The organism is Roseovarius salis, assembly GCF_044472985.1.
Taxonomy (GTDB): domain Bacteria; phylum Pseudomonadota; class Alphaproteobacteria; order Rhodobacterales; family Rhodobacteraceae; genus Roseovarius; species Roseovarius salis.
Genome location: NZ_JBISDG010000007.1, coordinates 18,873 through 34,638 on the forward strand (window position 1 = coordinate 18,873; position 15,766 = coordinate 34,638).

Sequence of the window (15,766 nt, forward strand, 5' to 3'; positions counted from 1 at the left end):
CATGAACCTACTGGCCGGGTTCGTCATCTGTCCGGGCAACGATCGGCGCCGCGGCTTCTGTCTGGGGTCGGTCTTTGTGTGTTGACGCTATACCGCCATCGCCCGGGACCGCGGGAGGGTCGCCAACGGGGTCTGCCTCTACCTGCATTCCGCGAAGGAATCTGAACAGGTCGCTGTCCGTCGTCAGGACGAGCGTCGTGTCGTCGGAAATCATGTCGCCATAGGCCTGCATGGTGCGGGTGAAGTCGAAGAATTCGACCGAAACGGCATCGACATTGTAAGCGCCAGCATAGATGTCCGCCGCGGCGGCGTCAGCGGCGCCGCGGATTTCCTCGACGGCGCGATAGGCTTCGGACTGGATCTTGTTGAGATCCCGCACCCTGTTGCCTTGAATACGGGCCGCTTCGCCGTTGCCTTCGGACAGGAAGCGTTCGGCGATCTGTCGCCGCTCCGAGATCATGCGGTCATAAATCTTGGGCCGCACGCTCTCGTTGTAGTTTATGCGCTTGAAACGAATGTCGAGAAGCTCGATCCCGAAGACCCGCACCTTCTCGGCCGCCGCCGCGAAGATCTGCTCTTCGACCAGCGCCCGCCCCTTGGTGATGGGAACGAGCGCGCCGATATCCTGCGCAAGCTCCTGATCCGTCAGAAGATTGTCGCGCAGTGGCGTCCGCCCCTTGGTCGTCCGAATGATCTCGATAAGTTCGTGCTTCGCGACGGCATTCCGCGTCTCGCTGCCGAGGATATCGTCGAGGCGCGACTGCGCGCTGCGCTCGTCGCGCAGGCGCAGGAAGTATTGCAGCGGGTCGGTGATCTGCCACCGCGCGAACAGATCGACGGAGATGTAGAGCTTGTCCTTGGTCGGCATGTCCGACGGCGAGCCATCCCACTCCAGGACCCGGCGATCGATCCGGTTGACCTCCTGAACGAAGGGGAATTTCACCTTGAGGCCCGCCTCGGTGATGGGCGGGCCCACGGGCTTGCCGAACTGGGTGATGATGGCCTGCTCCACTTCGCCGACCGTATAGACGGCGGAGGACGCCGTGACGACGCCGGCCAGGGCGATCCCCGCGGCAATGAACGAAATGGTCTTCACGGGGTCTCTCCTGTTTGTCGATCAAGGTTCAACAGCGGCAGGATGCTTGCCGTGGACCCGTCGACGATGATCTTGGAACCGATGCCCGGCAGAACATCCTGCAGGGTTTCGATGTAAATCCGGCGCCGCGTCACCTGGGGAGCCTGACGATATTCCGTCAGAAGCGCCGTGAAGCGGGCGGCGTCGCCCTCAGCCTCGTTGATCCGCCTCAGGCGGTACCCGTCGGCTTCTCGGATGCGCTGGTCCTTTTCGCCCTTGGCCAGAGGAATGACCCGGTTGTATTCGCGGCGGGCCTCGTTGATGATCCGCTCCTTTTCCTGCTGTGCCTGGTTGACCTCATTGAACGAGGCCTGAACGGGCTGGGGCGGGTTGATGTTCTTCAGCTGCACCTGGTCGATGCTGATGCCCATTGCATATTTGGTCGCCAGAGCCTGCATCTTCAGAAGCGCCTCGCTTTCGATCTCCTGCCGGCCGACGGTGATCACCTCGTCGACCGTGCGGTCCCCCACAACCTCGCGCATGACGGATTCCGAAACGTAACGGAGCGTCGCGCTCGGCTCGCGCACCTCGAAGAGGAACTTCCGGGGCTCGGAAATCCGGTACTGCACCACCCATTCGACGAGCGCTGCGTTGAGGTCTCCCGTCACCATCTCGGTCTCGCGGCGACCGTCCGTAGGGCTCTGATAGGGGTCTGTCGCGCCCGGCGTCGTGAAGCCGAACTCCTGTTTCAGCTGGCGCTTGACCGGCACCAGCGTTGTCGCGTCGACCCCGAACGGGATCTTGAAGTGCAGCCCCGGGGGAACCTCGGCCGCGTATTTCCCGAACCGTTGGACAATTGCAACGGAGTCGCTGGGCACCGTGTACCAGGAGGACCACGCCCCAAACGCCGCAAGCGCAATGACAGCCCCGATCGCCAGACGCCTCACCGGCGGCGGGCCGTCCGGCAAGATACCGTGCAGCCGATCCCGGCCCTTTCGAAGAATTGCGTCAACCTCAGGGGGCGCACGGGTCTGCCTGTTTTTCCATGGTCCACGGTCTCCAGATCCATTCTCATCAGACGGCATTGAAATGTCCTCGCTTGGATTTTGCGTTTGGTGTGTGTCGCGCGCGTTTCACGGCGTAACGCGTTTTGCGCCATCACTCGGTCGGCTCTGACCGGCATGCCCTCAGAGGTCGAGTTCCTTCAGGCAGGCTTCCGCTATGTCCCGGTCCGGGGCATCAGTACCCGGCATGGTTGCCCAACCAGCCTCCATAAGGGCGTTTCGCCTCTGATAGGTCGACGCGGCCCGGATCGTTGCCAGCTTGTCCGCCCGCGCCGGGTCGGACCGAGCCATGTCGAGGCAGACCGGCACCATGGAAGCGACGACATTGTCTCGGGACATCGCCATCGCCCTGTCGTTCGAGGTGCCACCGGTCACCCAGCCGCCCCATGTGAATCCGACAACGCCGACGAAGACAGCGCCGATCAGTGCGCCATAGATGCCGGGTTTGAGCCATTCGGGAGTGTTCATGTTCTATCCTCCTGCGGGGAAAGCGCCGCTTCGCTGTGAGTGTTTGTCTTGGTCGTGGCCGCGTCTCGTCGCAGCGCCTCCTCGAGGTCGCTGTCCGAGATCGCGTGCGACTCGCTCCGTCCGGCATGGCTGCCCCGGCCGCGCACGGTCAGGCTGGTCGCCGTGCGTCTCCAGCCCTCGAAGCTGAGCCCCTGCAGGAGTTCTTCCTCGACGACGACCTCGTAGGTGCCGGCGGGCAGTTCGCCCGGGTAACCCGAGAGGGCGAACGGGGCGGAGAAGGTGACCGTCGATCTGGTCGAGCGCGTGGTCATGCAGGGCCTCCAGGATGTTGGCAGAGCCGTCGTTCATCGCCATGACCGGGACGCCGTTTTGGCGCCGGGATGGTCGAACGGATGGCCTCTTGTAGGCGAGAGCCGCTCGACGGGTGCTGACGCAGGTTAGTCCGGGGCCAGCGCGCTCTGCGTCGGCGCGCGGGGGTGGCGAACGGCCGGGCTGACCTGTGTAAGTGCGCGTGGGCCGACGCGTGCGTAGAATGGCTGAAATGGCTGCACGAATGCGTCTGCGTTCGTTGTGCCGTGAACGGCGAGCCGGTCGCCCCCCTTCCATCGAGGAGCACGATCACGATGTCCGAACCACTTGTTCTCAACCCCCACCCCCCCGAACTCGAGCCTTTCCTTTACGCGTTCGTCGGCGAGGACCCCCGCGGAAGCCCGGTTACGGTTCTCTCGGCACTTGCGCGATTGAACCTCGACCCCTGGGCGGAGGCGGCAGACCTCGCCGCGCTTGGCCGGGAGGCGGCGGCGACCCGTTTCGGCGCGCTGCTGTCGCGCGTGCGCGACGTGCCGGCTCTCGAAAAGGCGCATGGCCCGGTGGGGCGGGAACTGGCCCATCTTCTTCCCGACCGCTCGGCGCGTCCCGGCAGGGCCGGTCCTGCGTCGGCAAAGGGGGCTCCGCTTGCGCCGGGTTTGGTCTGGGCGATCGCTGCCGCACTTCTTCTCGCGGCGCAGATGTTCTTCGGCGGATCGTCGGGGACAGGCGAATGACACCCGCAGCGCCCGCCACGCCCGATGGAAAGACGGCGCCGGAGGATGCCGCTACCCTCTGGGATCTCGAGGAACGGTTCTGGACCGGCGGTGCCGACAGCGCGCGCCGGATGACAGCGCGGGGCGCGGTCTTCGTCTTTCCCTATCCTGCCGGCATCCTTCAGGGCGATGCGATCTGGCGCGAGAAGGACGTCGCCCAGCGGTGGCGCTCCGTCGAGATGAGCGAGCGCTACCTCACGCGCGAGGGCGAGATTGCCGCTCTCGCCTATCGCGTGTCCGCCGAGCGGGCGGGCGAGCCCATCCACGAGGCGGTCTGCACCTCGACCTATCTGAGGGACGACGGCAAGTGGCTGCGCCTGACCCACCAGCAGACGCCGGCCCGGTAGGCCGGGAGGCGCGGGGCCCCCTATCGCAGCGGAGCGCCCCGCGCTGCCCGGGCTCGACTCGATCCTCACACCCGGCCGACGGCTTCGCCCGAAGATCGCCCGCCTGATTTCTGCGAGGCCGGGTGATCGGCGACACTGGGACGGTCTCAGCCACTGAAGCCGATATCGCCGACCCCGCTGAGAAGCCCGAAGCCGCGCAGCAGCCAGAGGATGACCACGATCACCACCGCCACGTTCAGGATCTGCTTTATCCTGCGGTCCATCGGGACATAGGTGTTGATCGCCCACAGCAAGACGCCGACGACGACAAGGGTGACGACCAGATTGATGAGAGACATTGAATCGGGTTTCCTGTGCTCGCGTCACGCCGGGCGGGTGATGCCCCGGCGACGGTCGGTCAGCGGCCCGACCTCGCCGGGACCGCCGCTCAGTGATCAAACGCGCAACACCGGCTATGAAGAGGTCGGTGCGCGCCCGTTTCTACCCCATATGTTTCAGGATGTTATCGGTCGCGACGCAAAGTCCATGAATCGGGGAGCGCAGCGCCCGAGCGGTCCGCGGCGTCCATCCACGTCCGGGTCTCATCGCTGTCCCAGGCGTTGTCCTGGTTCTCGTCGAACATTTTCCACTTGCCGGCAGCGAACTCCTCGCGGCTCAGTGTGCCGTCGCTGTTGGCGTCCCACGTGTTGTACACCATGTCGCGCTTCTCTCCGGCCATGTACTCTTCGGCGGAGATTGTTCCGTTGCCGTCGGTGTCCCACGGAATGCCGCCTTCGCTTGCCATAGCCGAACCGGCGGCAAGAAGTGCGGCGGTGCTGATGATCCAGGTTTTCATCGAGATTTTCCTTTGTCCAGTGTCCAGGCCGGAATCCGGCCTTGGCGCTTTTTTAACCTGGGTCATCTCGTGCGGCGCTGATACATATTAGCCTGGATCGAATTAAGATTGTGAGGGGGCATACATCCGTTCTGCTCAAGCCGCTTCTGCGGGGGATTCACCCAGGCTGTCCATGAAATGAAAATCCCGATAACTCCCGATCAGATGGCGGCCGCCGAAGAGACGGACCAGGAATTCCACGTGGCAAACCTCGCGCTTGCATGACACCATCGACCTGACAGGGACCATCGTGCCGCGCCGGTGGCGTTTGTCACTTCAGAAGCGGCCCGATCTGATCCAGGTAGGATGGATCAAACTCCGCAAGTTCGGCAAGCCGGTGATGGTCATGGAACGTGACGCGCCCGTCCCGGACAGTGACCAGCCCATTCTCGCGAAGCTGCCGCAGGACGCGGTTCACGTGGACCGCGCTCAGGCCCAAGGCGTCGGCAAGGTGATACTGCGTCAGCGGGCAGTCGTATCCTTGCTTGTTTCCCATGCCGACCAGCGCAAGCCGCGACCCCAGCTCCAGCAGGAAATGCGCCATGCGGGCTTCGGCGTCACGCCGCCCGATGCTGACGAGATGCTCCACGACCATCGCCTCATCCCGCGACGCGGCCCAGAGAATGGCCGTCGCCAGGCGAGGCGTCTCGGCAAGCGCTTCGAGAAGGTCGCTCGCCATAACTTCGGCAGCCTCGATGTCCCCGACGGGCTCGAAGCTGTGGTCCGAGGTGCGCAGGAGAACGCTGCGCAACCCGAGAAAATCTCCGGGGATCTGAAAATCGACGATCTGGCGCGTCCCGTCGGCCTGGATCTTGTAAGAGCAGACCCACCCTGCCGAGAGGATGAAGGCCGCCTGCCCGGACTGCCCCTGATGCACCATGTCCCGCCCGGCGGCGAAGGTCCGGCGGCGCTGGTGCAGGCGCTCCAGCACCGCGAGTTCGGCCTCAGACAAGGCGACGAAAGTCGAGAGTTTGCGCGTAAGCGGGCTGTTTGCCGCGGTGGTCATGGGCCCTTCTCCTGATCGCTATCCCCGATAACTGACATATTCGGAAATTCTGGTTAGGTGACTGCTCTGGATCAGCCCAGCATAGCTCATTTCCTGTCACAACATATACATCAACCAGGATTCGACCGACCCGACGGCCGTTTCGCCTCAAGGCTCAAGGAGTCTCAACGATGCCCGTTCAAACAGATCATGCCGGTATGGCTGCCCTCTCGATCTGCGAGGCGCTGCTGCTTGCCATGAACGATCACAAGCTGCTGCCCGAGAGCGAGATCATGGGGGTTCTCCGCGATGCCGCGGCGACCCACGAGAGTGCCACAGGCACGGAGGCCGAAACCGAATCGCACCGGACCGTGGCGCGGATCATCAACCGAATCATCGCTGGCGGCAACTCTGTTCGCAGACCGCCGGAATGACAGGCTCGACCAGAGAGGAGACGACGCACAACCATGACATTCGCGACCAGACCAGCTGACACCCCGGCCGCCGGTCGTCCCGACAATCAGGACATGCCGGCTGACGCGGGAAACCATGTCGCCACGCCGCAATCCGGTGCACAGGCCGGGCAGCCCGCTGCGGACAACGACGAGTCCGGGCAGGCACAGACACGCCTGGGCGAGACGCCCGCGTCCTGCGCCGACCCGGCCGCCGGCGGGCAAGGCCCGCAGAGCGACACCGCGTTGCGGCCCTCGGACTGGACCCGGACACTGGCAGCCTACCGCCAGCCCAACCCCTCCCGTAGCGTCTTCGAGCTGACCGTCACGCTGGTGCCCTTCGTCGCGATCTGGGGGGTGGCGTGGTGGCTGGTCTCGATCAGTGCGTTGTTGGCCATGGCCCTTGCGCTGGCGAACGCAGCCTTCCTCGTCCGCCTGTTTATCATTCAGCACGATTGCGGGCACGGCTCGCTGTTCCGCGATCGGCGCTTGTGCGACTGGATCGGCCGCGGGCTCGGCGTGCTGACGCTGACGCCCTACGACGTCTGGCGCAAGACGCACGCGATCCACCATTCCACGACTGGCAACCTCGATCGACGCGGTGTCGGAGACGTCCCGACCCTGACGGTCAGGGAGTATCGCGAGAAAGGATGGCTCGGCCGCGCCCTCTACCGTCTTCTCCGCAATCCCGTGATCCTGTTCGGCGCGGTTCCGTTCTACCTGTTCTTCCTTCAGCACCGATTGCCGGTCTACCTGATGCGCTCCGGCTGGCGCTACTGGCTAAGCGCGATGGCGACGAATGCCGCCATCGGCCTTGTCCTTGGCCTGATCGTCTGGCTGGGCGGTTGGGATGTCCTGCTGTTCGTGTTCCTGCCGACGATGCTTCTGGGCGCGATCGCAGGAACCTGGTTCTTCTACGTTCAGCACCAGTTCGAGGAGACCAGCTGGGAGCACGAGGAGGACTGGAACATCCAGGAGGCGGCCCTGCACGGCAGTTCGCATTACGACCTTCCCGGCATCCTGCGCTGGATCACCGGCAATATCGGCGTCCACCATGTGCACCACCTCGCCAGCCGGATCCCGTTCTATCGTCTTGGCGAGGTGGTCAGGGACCACGACCTGCTGGCGCGGTCCAAGCGCATCACGCTCATGGAAAGCTTTCGCTGCGCGCGACTGCACCTGTGGGACGAGCAGCGCTGCAGGCTCCTGTCCTTCGCCGAGGCCCGGACACGTGCCTCATGAGCCTTGTAGATTTCGCCAATGGACGACCGTACGGGACCCCGTGTCACGCGGCACCGTCGCTGCACTTCAAAGCCACACTTGGATAGCGTCGACCGTTATTCTGGCCATCGGATCATCGCCAGGCGCCATTGGTCGGAGCCAGGTTGCGAGCCCGTCCTAAAAGGGGAAGAAAACGGGAATGGAAAGCACCGCCGACGTGCCGACGATCACATTCATGGGCAGCCCGATCCTGATGAAATCAGTGAACCTGTAGTTCCCCGCGCCATAGACCAGCGTATTGGTCTGATAGCCGATCGGTGTCGCAAAGCTCGCGCTTCCGGCAAACATCACCGCCACCACGAAGGGACGAGGATCGACCCCGAGCTTTACGGCAAGGCCGATGGCGAGCGGCGTCACCACGACCGCCACCGCATTGTTGGTGACCGCCTCGGTAAGCATCGAGGCCAGCAGATAGACCGCCCCAAGGGCCACAAGAGGTGGCAACCCCTCCAGTGCCGGCGATATCGCCTCGACGACAAGGGCGACGGCCCCCGAATGTTGCAAGCCCGTGCCCACGATCAGCATCGAGAAGATGAGCACCAGGACGCCGGCGTCGATCGAGGCCCACGCTTCGTCATTGTCTATGCACCGCAGCACGAGAAGCGCGGCGACGGCGATGAGGGCGAGAACGCTGATCTCGGCCACGCCGAGCGCGGCGAGCGCGACAACTGCGACAAGGGCAAGCAGGGCGAGCGGCGCCTTGCGTCGACGGAAGGCACGCCCGCCTGCCTGCGTGATCGCTACGAGATCTCCTGCCTCGGTCATGTGCGAAAATCCTTCGGCTGTCCCTTCCAGCAAAAGCTTGTCGGCGGGCCGCAGGAGTGCGGTCGACAGGTCCGGGCCAAGGCTTTTGCCGTGGCGATGCGCCCCGAGCACACGCATGCCGTGGCGACGCCCGATGGCGAACTGCGCAATGCGCATGCCACGGCTTCGGCGCGACGGTGTCACGATGGCTTCGGCGACGACAAGCTTGGAAGTGTCCTCGACCTCTGGCCCCTGGCGCAATCCGACATGCAAAGCGCTGCGATCTCGCAGAGTAAGGAGCTCCGACGTGGTCACGGCGGCGATGATCCTGTCGCCTTTCTCCAGAACATGCTCGTCCAAGCCATCCCGTTTGACATTCGACCGGCCGCGAATGCTGATGATCCTCACCCCTTGCCGGTTCAGATCACCGATCCGACCAATGGGCATCCCCAGACCTTCGTAGCCGTCCTGCGGACGCAACTCCGTCAGGAAGGTTGCCTCTTCTTCATCTCCGGGATCGGCTTGATCCTTGCGGTCCGGCAAGAGGAACGGGCCGAGAACCGAAAGAGCAACCCCGCCTGTGGCCGCGACAATCAGGCCGACCGGCGTGATTTCGAAGATCGAGAACGGCACCATTCCGGTTTCACGTGCCACACCATCCACAAGCAGGTTGGTTGACGTGCCGAGCAAGGTGCATGTCCCGCCCAGGACCGCTGTGTAGGAGAGTGGTATCAGCAGGCGCGTGGCTGCAAGGTCGAGACTTTGTGCCAAGCGGATCGCCACCGGTATGAGGACGAGCACAACGGGCGTGTTGTTCATCAGGGCCGACGCCACAAGCGTTGCGAGCAGGAACACGGCGGTTCCCGCGACCGGCCGATAGCTCGCGCCGGCCACCACGCGGTTCGCGATCGCATCTAGAAGGCCGGTCCGGACCAACGCACCGCTGATGATGAACATGGCCGCAATCGTGATCGGCGCCGGATTCGAGAACGCCGCCAGAACCTTCTCAGTGGGCACAAGGCCGAAGATTATGAAAAGCGCAGCCATTCCCGCGGCCGTAACGTCCGGGGCAAAGCGTTCATGCACGAAACCCACCAACAGGATCAGCAGTAGAACTAGCGCAAGATAGGGTTGGTACCCGGTCACAAAATCAGTCAACATATTATCCTTGCCCAGATGCCACGGTCCTCGTGTTCTGCCCTGTGCCGGGACCCCATAGCGTCTTCCGCATGGCAGCACTGTCGGCCGGTTTGCTCGCTGCCATCGTTTCACCTCTTCTTGGTTTTGGTTGCCAATAGAGTCAGAGAGTCAATGACGCCGGCAGAAGGCTCCCGGATTTGGCACGGTCGGGACGCACGCTTGGAAAGCACGATTCCCCGTCAGCTCACGGGCGGTCTTGCTGCTGCCGCCCGTATATCGAACTTGCGCGCACATGCCAAAGATTGTTCGCTTTCATGATCGTCTTGTCACCCGACACAGACCGAGGAGTAGCCGCCACGGCCTCGATCTGCCGGGGGGTCCCGCTCGTGATGAATGGCCAGGCCTGTTCCCGGTGGACGGAGCCCGGTCAGATCAACCGAGAGGCTGATGCAGGTAAGTGCCCGCTTTCTGCAATCGAAGCAGACTGGATATAAGAGATCGCGGAGGTCGCCGACCGGCAGTGCCCCGGGAATTGGTTCATGGCCGCCGGGGATAGGGTCCGAAGGCGTTGAGCGAACACCCTGTCCCGAGAGCGGGGCCCAATTATTGATGGCGTTTGCCAATCACGGTCGGGAAAGACATCTTGAATCCATGATCGACAATCCCGAAAGTCTGCCCCGCGAAGCGGCCGACAGATTTACAAAGCCCTTTGCGCGTTTCCTGAAGATTGAAGCGGCATCTGGCGGTCTTCTTTTGCTGGCCGTTCTGGTGGCGATGGCCCTGGCCAACTCGCCCTGGCGAGGCGCATATCTGGCGCTGTGGGAGACACCGGTCGGCCTGAGCTTCGGTGCGCTCGACTTTACCCGGTCGTTGCGCCACTGGATCAACGACGGCCTCATGACGCTGTTTTTCTTCGTGATCTCGCTCGAGCTCAAGCGCGCGCTCGTCCTCGGTGAGTTGCGACATCCGCGAATGGCCGCGCTTCCCTTCGCTGCGGCCCTCGGCGGTATGGCCGTTCCGGTCGCGCTGTATCTGGCCTTGATGGTCGGGGAGCCGGGCATGCATGGCTGGGGCACGGTGATGGCGACCGATACCGCGTTCGTCATCGCATGTCTTGCCATCTTCGGAACCCGGATCCCGCCCAGCCTGCGGCTGTTCCTCCTCTCGTTGGCGATCTTCGACGACGTCGGGGCCGTTCTCGTCGTCGCCTTCAGCTACGGGGAAGCGATGAACTGGTCCGCGCTCGGCCTTGGGGCGCTGGGACTTGCGGGTGTCGCGGGCGCCGCGAAGCTCGGGGTGCGGCGCATCCCGGTTTATTTCCTGATGGGAGGCGCGATCTGGCTGTGCTTCGACGCCTCCGGCATCCACGCGACCATCGCCGGCGTCGTTCTCGGGCTCATGACGCCGACCCGCGTCTGGGTCAGCGACACACGTCTACGCTCCATTCTCGGGGGGGTGCTCGCCTATCCAGCCGGCGACCATTGGAGCGGCGACACCGAAGATCGCGAGGACCTGCGCCGCGCCGGCAGGGCCGTGACGGAATCGCTCTCTCCCGTTGAACGGCTCGAGATGATGCTGCACCCTTGGGTGGGCTTTGTCATCATGCCGCTCTTTGCGCTGGCCAATGCCGGGATCACGATCGGGGGCGCGTATTTCGCACAGCCGGTTTCGTTGGCGATCGTCGTCGGTCTGGTGCTCGGAAAACCGGTCGGGGTGTTCGTGTTCAGCTGGCTCGCGGTTCAGTCCGGCCTGGCTACCCGCGGGTCCGGCCTGTCATGGCCCTTCGTCGCCGCCGGGGCGTTCCTCACAGGCATCGGCTTTACCATGTCGCTGTTCATCGCGGGCCTTGCGTTCGAGCAACCAGTCCTGGATGCGGCAAAGCTGGGCATTCTCGGCGGATCGGCACTTTCCGCGATCCTTGGCAGCTTGCTGCTGACCTGGCTCACATTGCGACCGCGATGACGGTACCGCGCAGCGAGACGCGCACGTCGCCTCTGGTTTCGATCCCGGACAAAGCGCGCCTCACACAACGCCTATCTCTCGGACACACCACCTGTCGGTCATCCGGCGTCAGCTTGCGGCACGGGGGCATCGAGCCCGGCACGACGAGACCGCGCCGGAGGCTGATGCAGGTAAGTGCCCGCTTTGCGCAATCGGCGTAGTGCGGGTGGCAGGGCCCGCGGAGGTCGCCGCGCGCGTCTCGGCACAAGGAGAAAGCGACATGGCGACGCCCAGGCTCAGCTCGCTCACGCGCTTTGCGACGGCCCTGTCCGCGTCGTTCGCGCCGCAGGCCTGCAGCGCCGTGGACGGGCTTGAGGAAGACGTGTCCGCTGGTGCGGATGCCGTGTCCGGCTCGGCCACCGAGAGCAAGGGATATTGTGAATGAATATCGACCAATTCAAAGTACCGGACAACCGGATGAACGGCGCAACGATGCGCGATTTCGGCAACCTGAATGACGGGCAAGTGGACCAGGCAGGACCCGACCTTTCCACGCGCAAGATCAACCACGACCTGCGCAATATCCTGACATGTGCGCAGCTTCTGTCGGATCGGCTGGCGCAGGTTGATGACCCGACAGTGCGGCGGCTGGCACCGAAGCTGACCGCGTCGCTGGACCGGTCCATCGCGCTCTGCACGACATCGCGGAATGATGACAAGGCGGCGAAGGGGCGGCCGCACCGGCAGCGGTTCGCCCTTGCGCCGCTGGTGAACGAGGTCGCGAACACGCTCGGTCTCGACCGCGCGGAGATAAGCTGGATCAATAACGTCGCGACCGCCGTCGAGATCGACGCCGATCCGGACGATCTGTTCCGCACGCTCCTGAATCTGTGCGGAAACGCCATTCTGGCACTGGAGGGGCCGGACTTTCGATACAAGGAGATCCGTGTCGATGCCCGGCGCAGTGGGTCCGGCTGCACCATCGACGTGCGCGACACAGGCCTTGGCGTGCCGGAGGATGCGCTGAAGCATCTGTTCCTGTCGTCCCCGGTGTCCACCCGTCCGGACGGCTCCGGCTCCGGCCTCGGACTTGCGATCGCGGCCGATCTGGTCCGCGCCCATGGCGGTGACATCTGTCTCGTCCACGGCCTCGCCGAAGGCGCGTGCTTCCGCGTCACGATCCCCGACAGCCTCGCAGAGCCCGAGGCGGATGCGATGAGCGAAACGCGCACCGCGGTAGGGGCGAGATGACGGAGCGCGCGTGACGGGCACGGGTCTGAGGCCAGGTCCCGCGCCGCCCACCAGAGCCCGCCGGACCGAGAGCCAGTTCCCGCGTTTCCAGGTCAGCGGATGACCGACATCACCGGAATGGGCGTCCGGCGCGGCCGCGCCCGGCTGCACCACGTGGCGCATATCGACGCGCTGGTCGCGGACCTGCCGGTGCGCAGTTTTGTCGCCGGGGGCCAGCGCATCATCGCCGCCATGGCGCTGCCCCGCGGGCGCGTCGTCGAGGACCAGCTCGCCCGAGCGGGCGGCCAGCGCCTCCGGAACCGGAAAAGGTCAACTCCATGACGCAGAAAACGAAACTTGTGAACCTCGCGCTTCAGGGCGGCGGCGCGCATGGCGCCTTCACCTGGGGTGTTCTCGACCGCCTCCTAGAGGATGGACGCCTGCGCATCGCCGGGATCTCGGGCACGTCTGCGGGGGCGATGAACGCGGTGGCGCTGGCCGACGGCTTCACCCGTGAGGGCCCCGAGGGCGCACGCGCGGCGCTCGATCGCTTCTGGCGCGCAATGAGCGACGGCGCGAAGCACAGTCCCCTGAAACGCACACCCTATGACGTGCTGACGGGCAATTGGGGTCTGCAGAACAAGCGGCGCGCCCCAGTCGGCGGTCTGGTCTGCGGCGGTGTAGACCGCGCTGGTGGTGGCCGTGCTCAGCACCCGCTTCACGGTGGCGCCGTCGAGGATCTCCACCTCGTAGGCTTCGACTTCCTCGGCCAGCGGCACCTCCAGCCCACCCCAGCTGTCGGCGGAAAGAGCGCGGGACCGGCGCGTCCAGCGGATCGTCAGATCGCCGGGCGTGCGCGGTTTTCGCCATGGCTGCCCGACATGGGCGACGGAGAACGGCCGCAGCCCGACGCCCGCAGGCGTGAAGGCCTGCCCCACATAGGTCTCGTCGCTGACCGGGCGGCTTGCGGGGCCGATGCGCCAGTTCCACGGGATGCCGAGATCGGCCTCGGCGATCGGCAGCGAGGCGAGGCTGTCGTCCAGCACCACCACCCGCGCGCCCGAGGGCGCGGGATTGCCCATCGCGCCTTCGGTGCCGCGCTGGCCGCGCAACAGCCGGGTCAGGCGATACCGGCCCGGTGCAATCAGTTCGACTGTCCCCGCCTGCACGATCTCCCAGACGCTTGGCGTGGTCTCGATGGCCAGCGCGTTCGCCCCGCCGAAAAGCGTCAGGTCAATGACGCTCTCCAGCGTGCCGGTGAGCAGATCGACCACCAGCACATTGCCGAGGTCGAAGCGCGAGGTTGGACCGGCGTGGAAGTCCGAGACCAGTGCGCCGATCCGGGACCGCGTGCCGAAGCTGGTCAGCAGCTCGAAGCCGTCCGTCGATGAGCTTCGGAATACCGCGATCTCGCCCGGCCAAGGGACGGCATGCGCCGCAGCGAAGGGCCGGTGTGCGGGCTGGTCCTCGGTCAGCTGCGGCAGGTCCAGCAGCACCGCCTCCGGCGCGCCGAAGACGACGGCCTGCGAGAGCGCCGAGGGCCGCGGGGCTCCCGGCGGCAGGTCGTAGGCCTCCCGGTCCTGGCGGACCGCCTCAATGCCGCGCGCATCCGCATCGGCGATGGAGACGAGCCGTAGCGGGATCGCACGCCCGTCATGGGCGAACGACACGACATCGGCCGGGTCGAGCGCGAGGCGCGAGGGCGGCAGTCGGAAGACCGCGCTCTCGCGGCCCGTCCAGGCCTCCATCAGCGCGCGGCGGCAACGCCGTTCGGCTTCCTCGGGCGGGTCCGCCATCGGGAAGGACTCGGAGGCAATCCGGGTCGTGTCGACGGTGATACGCCGGGCCTCGACCTGCGCGGCCTCGTAATCCTCGTCGGCGCGGGCCACTTGCCATTTCAAGACCTGCGGCAGTTCCGTCTCCTGGGGTGAGATCCGCTACATCGGTGGCGAGGATACCGGGTTCAAGGCAAAGTCGCTCTTCGGCGACACATCGCCGGAAAGCCTCGAACGCGCGGAACGCGGCAATGGCGTTATCGCGTCTTGGAAGCGAGGTGCAGGAGAGGTCTTCACCGCCGCAACTTGCGAATGGGTCATGGGGCTTGCTCGCCGTGACTGGCAGGTCGAGCAGATTACCCGTAACGTGTTGAAGAGGTTCGGCAGGACAACCTGAGAGATTCTTGCCGGCTTTGTACGTTTCCGACCCACCCGTTCCTGCAGGACACCACAGAATGCGGCACTGCAGAAATGCCAGTACTTCGCTGATAAAGGGGAACAGAGAATGTTCGATTTCTGTTCCATACCACCAAACGAAACTCCGTTCGAAGTGTTCAGGTTGCACCCTCGGAAAGCCGTTTGGTTACAGCGTGTTGAGAGCAATTCACCAAACCCGCGCAGTCAACAGGTCCGGAGAATATCGGCTCTGAGAGACCGCTTCCAGGCGTTCTGGCGCCAAGGCCAGTGCTCAGCCCCACCCGCATAACCCTCGAAAATAACGGAAAAATCCAGCCGCAGCCGGATCGGGAGAACGCTTTCGCGAGGGCAAGTGGCGGAGGGAACGGAGCGCGCAAAAACTCCGCTCCGCGAGAGCTGTCGCAGCCCGGTGCGACCCGCGCGAAGGCCCGAGCAAAAACCCCAATACTCACTCGTTCGCTGCGTTCAGTCGTCCGAGGTTCCGTCCGCCGCCCGCTCAGAGAACTCACGCAGCACCTCCAGCACCCCGGTGACCGCCTGTTCGGCGGCAAGGAGGCTCGATGCCAGCTTCAGGTTCTCGCGGCCGGCCATCGCGAGGAAGGCGATCAGAACCTCGTCCGAGTGCCGCACCAAGGCCACAAGATGCTCCCCGCTCGGACCATACTTCCCGGCAAACCAGTTCTTGATCGTCTTTTCGTTAGCGCCCGTCCACCCCTCCACGGTTTTCACACCCGCCCTGCTTTCACCGAGTTCACGGCGAAGCGTAGCTGCGATTACCTGCGCGAAGGAACCAGCGGCCCCATCGGCCTGCACCCCATCATACCCGTTTTCTTTCGGAAAGAACTTGCCCTTTTTCGGAAACGACATTCCGACCTCCCTTGTTTTACATAA

Annotated in this window: 17 protein-coding genes and 2 pseudogenes; 9 read left to right on the plus strand and 10 right to left on the minus strand. The window is 64.6% G+C overall.

Going from position 1 to position 15,766, the window contains the following annotated elements; all coding sequences use genetic code 11:
• Window positions 1-7: 7 nt before the first annotated feature.
• The 4 genes from hflC to ACH13J_RS03990 form a co-directional block, all read right to left on the minus strand.
• Window positions 8-1,096 carry a protease modulator HflC gene (gene hflC / locus ACH13J_RS03975; RefSeq protein WP_397542016.1) on the minus strand — a complete coding sequence of 363 codons (1,089 nt, stop codon included), beginning with the start codon at window positions 1,094-1,096 and terminating at the stop codon, window positions 8-10.
• Entirely contained in the window at window positions 1,093-2,160 is a 1,068-nt protein-coding gene (gene hflK / locus ACH13J_RS03980) for an FtsH protease activity modulator HflK (protein ID WP_397542017.1), read from the minus strand. The genes hflC and hflK overlap by 4 nt, the downstream gene beginning before the upstream one ends.
• 102 nt (window positions 2,161-2,262) lie before the next feature.
• Complete coding sequence (locus ACH13J_RS03985) at window positions 2,263-2,607, minus strand: hypothetical protein (RefSeq protein ID WP_397542018.1); 345 nt, start codon at window positions 2,605-2,607, stop codon at window positions 2,263-2,265.
• A complete protein-coding gene (locus ACH13J_RS03990) occupies window positions 2,604-2,918 on the minus strand; it encodes a hypothetical protein (RefSeq protein WP_397542019.1) in 315 nt (104 codons plus the stop codon). Before ACH13J_RS03990 ends, ACH13J_RS03985 begins: the two co-directional genes overlap by 4 nt.
• A gap of 312 nt (window positions 2,919-3,230) precedes the next feature.
• On the opposite strand from ACH13J_RS03990, the gene ACH13J_RS03995 reads away from it, so the two are divergent.
• Window positions 3,231-3,650 (plus strand): hypothetical protein, encoded by a 420-nt coding sequence (locus ACH13J_RS03995; protein WP_397542020.1) that lies wholly within the window; start codon window positions 3,231-3,233, stop codon window positions 3,648-3,650.
• Window positions 3,647-4,036 (plus strand): hypothetical protein, encoded by a 390-nt coding sequence (locus ACH13J_RS04000; protein WP_397542021.1) that lies wholly within the window; start codon window positions 3,647-3,649, stop codon window positions 4,034-4,036. The genes ACH13J_RS03995 and ACH13J_RS04000 overlap by 4 nt, the downstream gene beginning before the upstream one ends.
• A gap of 146 nt (window positions 4,037-4,182) precedes the next feature.
• On the opposite strand, the gene ACH13J_RS04005 is transcribed toward ACH13J_RS04000, so the two are convergent.
• The 3 genes from ACH13J_RS04005 to ACH13J_RS04015 all read right to left on the minus strand — a co-directional run bounded on the left by ACH13J_RS04005 (window position 4,183) and on the right by ACH13J_RS04015 (window position 5,916).
• Complete coding sequence (locus tag ACH13J_RS04005; RefSeq protein WP_397542022.1) at window positions 4,183-4,374, minus strand: Thivi_2564 family membrane protein; 192 nt, start codon at window positions 4,372-4,374, stop codon at window positions 4,183-4,185.
• Between the two features lie 164 nt (window positions 4,375-4,538).
• A complete protein-coding gene (locus ACH13J_RS04010; protein WP_397542023.1) occupies window positions 4,539-4,871 on the minus strand; it encodes a hypothetical protein in 333 nt (110 codons plus the stop codon).
• A gap of 310 nt (window positions 4,872-5,181) precedes the next feature.
• Window positions 5,182-5,916, minus strand: coding sequence for a helix-turn-helix domain-containing protein (locus tag ACH13J_RS04015; protein WP_397542024.1), 735 nt, complete (start codon window positions 5,914-5,916; stop codon window positions 5,182-5,184).
• A 170-nt stretch (window positions 5,917-6,086) separates the two neighbouring features.
• Here ACH13J_RS04015 and ACH13J_RS04020 point away from each other — a divergent pair, with 170 nt between their 5' ends.
• A complete protein-coding gene (locus ACH13J_RS04020; protein WP_397542025.1) occupies window positions 6,087-6,329 on the plus strand; it encodes a hypothetical protein in 243 nt (80 codons plus the stop codon).
• A 33-nt stretch (window positions 6,330-6,362) separates the two neighbouring features.
• Window positions 6,363-7,589 carry a fatty acid desaturase gene (locus ACH13J_RS04025; RefSeq protein WP_397542026.1) on the plus strand — a complete coding sequence of 409 codons (1,227 nt, stop codon included), beginning with the start codon at window positions 6,363-6,365 and terminating at the stop codon, window positions 7,587-7,589.
• A gap of 156 nt (window positions 7,590-7,745) precedes the next feature.
• Here ACH13J_RS04025 and ACH13J_RS04030 read toward each other — a convergent pair whose 3' ends face one another.
• The gene (locus ACH13J_RS04030) at window positions 7,746-9,533 is read right to left on the minus strand and encodes an SLC13 family permease (protein ID WP_449619224.1); all 1,788 of its coding nucleotides are present in this window, start codon (window positions 9,531-9,533) and stop codon (window positions 7,746-7,748) included.
• A 630-nt stretch (window positions 9,534-10,163) separates the two neighbouring features.
• Between ACH13J_RS04030 and nhaA the strand changes: the two genes are divergently transcribed.
• The 5 genes and pseudogenes from nhaA to ACH13J_RS04055 form a co-directional block, all read left to right on the plus strand.
• Window positions 10,164-11,474: a Na+/H+ antiporter NhaA gene (gene nhaA, locus ACH13J_RS04035; RefSeq protein WP_397542028.1), complete on the plus strand. Its 1,311-nt coding sequence runs from the start codon at window positions 10,164-10,166 to the stop codon at window positions 11,472-11,474.
• 259 nt (window positions 11,475-11,733) lie between these two features.
• Window positions 11,734-11,898, plus strand: a complete 165-nt coding sequence (locus tag ACH13J_RS04040; protein ID WP_397542029.1) for a hypothetical protein — start codon at window positions 11,734-11,736, stop codon at window positions 11,896-11,898.
• Complete coding sequence (locus ACH13J_RS04045; RefSeq protein ID WP_397542030.1) at window positions 11,895-12,704, plus strand: ATP-binding protein; 810 nt, start codon at window positions 11,895-11,897, stop codon at window positions 12,702-12,704. The genes ACH13J_RS04040 and ACH13J_RS04045 overlap by 4 nt, the downstream gene beginning before the upstream one ends.
• Before the next feature lie 99 nt (window positions 12,705-12,803).
• Window positions 12,804-13,025 carry a hypothetical protein gene (locus tag ACH13J_RS04050; protein WP_397542031.1) on the plus strand — a complete coding sequence of 74 codons (222 nt, stop codon included), beginning with the start codon at window positions 12,804-12,806 and terminating at the stop codon, window positions 13,023-13,025.
• Window positions 13,022-13,195 (plus strand): annotated as a pseudogene (locus tag ACH13J_RS04055) (patatin-like phospholipase family protein); the annotation flags it as partial. The gene ACH13J_RS04050 and the pseudogene ACH13J_RS04055, both read left to right, overlap by 4 nt.
• A 129-nt stretch (window positions 13,196-13,324) precedes the next feature.
• On the opposite strand, the pseudogene ACH13J_RS04060 reads toward ACH13J_RS04055, so the two are convergent.
• A pseudogene (locus ACH13J_RS04060) lies at window positions 13,325-14,608 on the minus strand (phage tail protein); the annotation flags it as partial.
• A gap of 732 nt (window positions 14,609-15,340) precedes the next feature.
• Window positions 15,341-15,742 (minus strand): hypothetical protein, encoded by a 402-nt coding sequence (locus ACH13J_RS04065; protein ID WP_397542032.1) that lies wholly within the window; start codon window positions 15,740-15,742, stop codon window positions 15,341-15,343.
• Between the last annotated feature and the right edge of the window lie 24 nt (window positions 15,743-15,766).

Excerpts from the sequence above, each read along its gene's own strand:
- hflK (WP_397542017.1), bottom strand. The coding sequence starts at position 2,160 with ATGCCGTCTGATGAGAATGGATCTGGAGACCGTGGACCATGGAAAAAC.
- ACH13J_RS03985 (WP_397542018.1), bottom strand. The coding sequence starts at position 2,607 with ATGAACACTCCCGAATGGCTCAAACCCGGCATCTATGGCGCACTGATC.
- ACH13J_RS03990 (WP_397542019.1), bottom strand. The coding sequence starts at position 2,918 with ATGACCACGCGCTCGACCAGATCGACGGTCACCTTCTCCGCCCCGTTC.
- ACH13J_RS03995 (WP_397542020.1), top strand. The coding sequence starts at position 3,231 with ATGTCCGAACCACTTGTTCTCAACCCCCACCCCCCCGAACTCGAGCCT.
- ACH13J_RS04000 (WP_397542021.1), top strand. The coding sequence starts at position 3,647 with ATGACACCCGCAGCGCCCGCCACGCCCGATGGAAAGACGGCGCCGGAG.
- ACH13J_RS04005 (WP_397542022.1), bottom strand. The coding sequence starts at position 4,374 with ATGTCTCTCATCAATCTGGTCGTCACCCTTGTCGTCGTCGGCGTCTTG.
- ACH13J_RS04010 (WP_397542023.1), bottom strand. The coding sequence starts at position 4,871 with ATGAAAACCTGGATCATCAGCACCGCCGCACTTCTTGCCGCCGGTTCG.
- ACH13J_RS04015 (WP_397542024.1), bottom strand. The coding sequence starts at position 5,916 with ATGACCACCGCGGCAAACAGCCCGCTTACGCGCAAACTCTCGACTTTC.
- ACH13J_RS04020 (WP_397542025.1), top strand. The coding sequence starts at position 6,087 with ATGCCCGTTCAAACAGATCATGCCGGTATGGCTGCCCTCTCGATCTGC.
- ACH13J_RS04025 (WP_397542026.1), top strand. The coding sequence starts at position 6,363 with ATGACATTCGCGACCAGACCAGCTGACACCCCGGCCGCCGGTCGTCCC.
- ACH13J_RS04030 (WP_449619224.1), bottom strand. The coding sequence starts at position 9,533 with ATGTTGACTGATTTTGTGACCGGGTACCAACCCTATCTTGCGCTAGTT.
- nhaA (WP_397542028.1), top strand. The coding sequence starts at position 10,164 with ATGATCGACAATCCCGAAAGTCTGCCCCGCGAAGCGGCCGACAGATTT.
- ACH13J_RS04040 (WP_397542029.1), top strand. The coding sequence starts at position 11,734 with ATGGCGACGCCCAGGCTCAGCTCGCTCACGCGCTTTGCGACGGCCCTG.
- ACH13J_RS04045 (WP_397542030.1), top strand. The coding sequence starts at position 11,895 with ATGAATATCGACCAATTCAAAGTACCGGACAACCGGATGAACGGCGCA.
- ACH13J_RS04050 (WP_397542031.1), top strand. The coding sequence starts at position 12,804 with ATGACCGACATCACCGGAATGGGCGTCCGGCGCGGCCGCGCCCGGCTG.
- ACH13J_RS04065 (WP_397542032.1), bottom strand. The coding sequence starts at position 15,742 with ATGTCGTTTCCGAAAAAGGGCAAGTTCTTTCCGAAAGAAAACGGGTAT.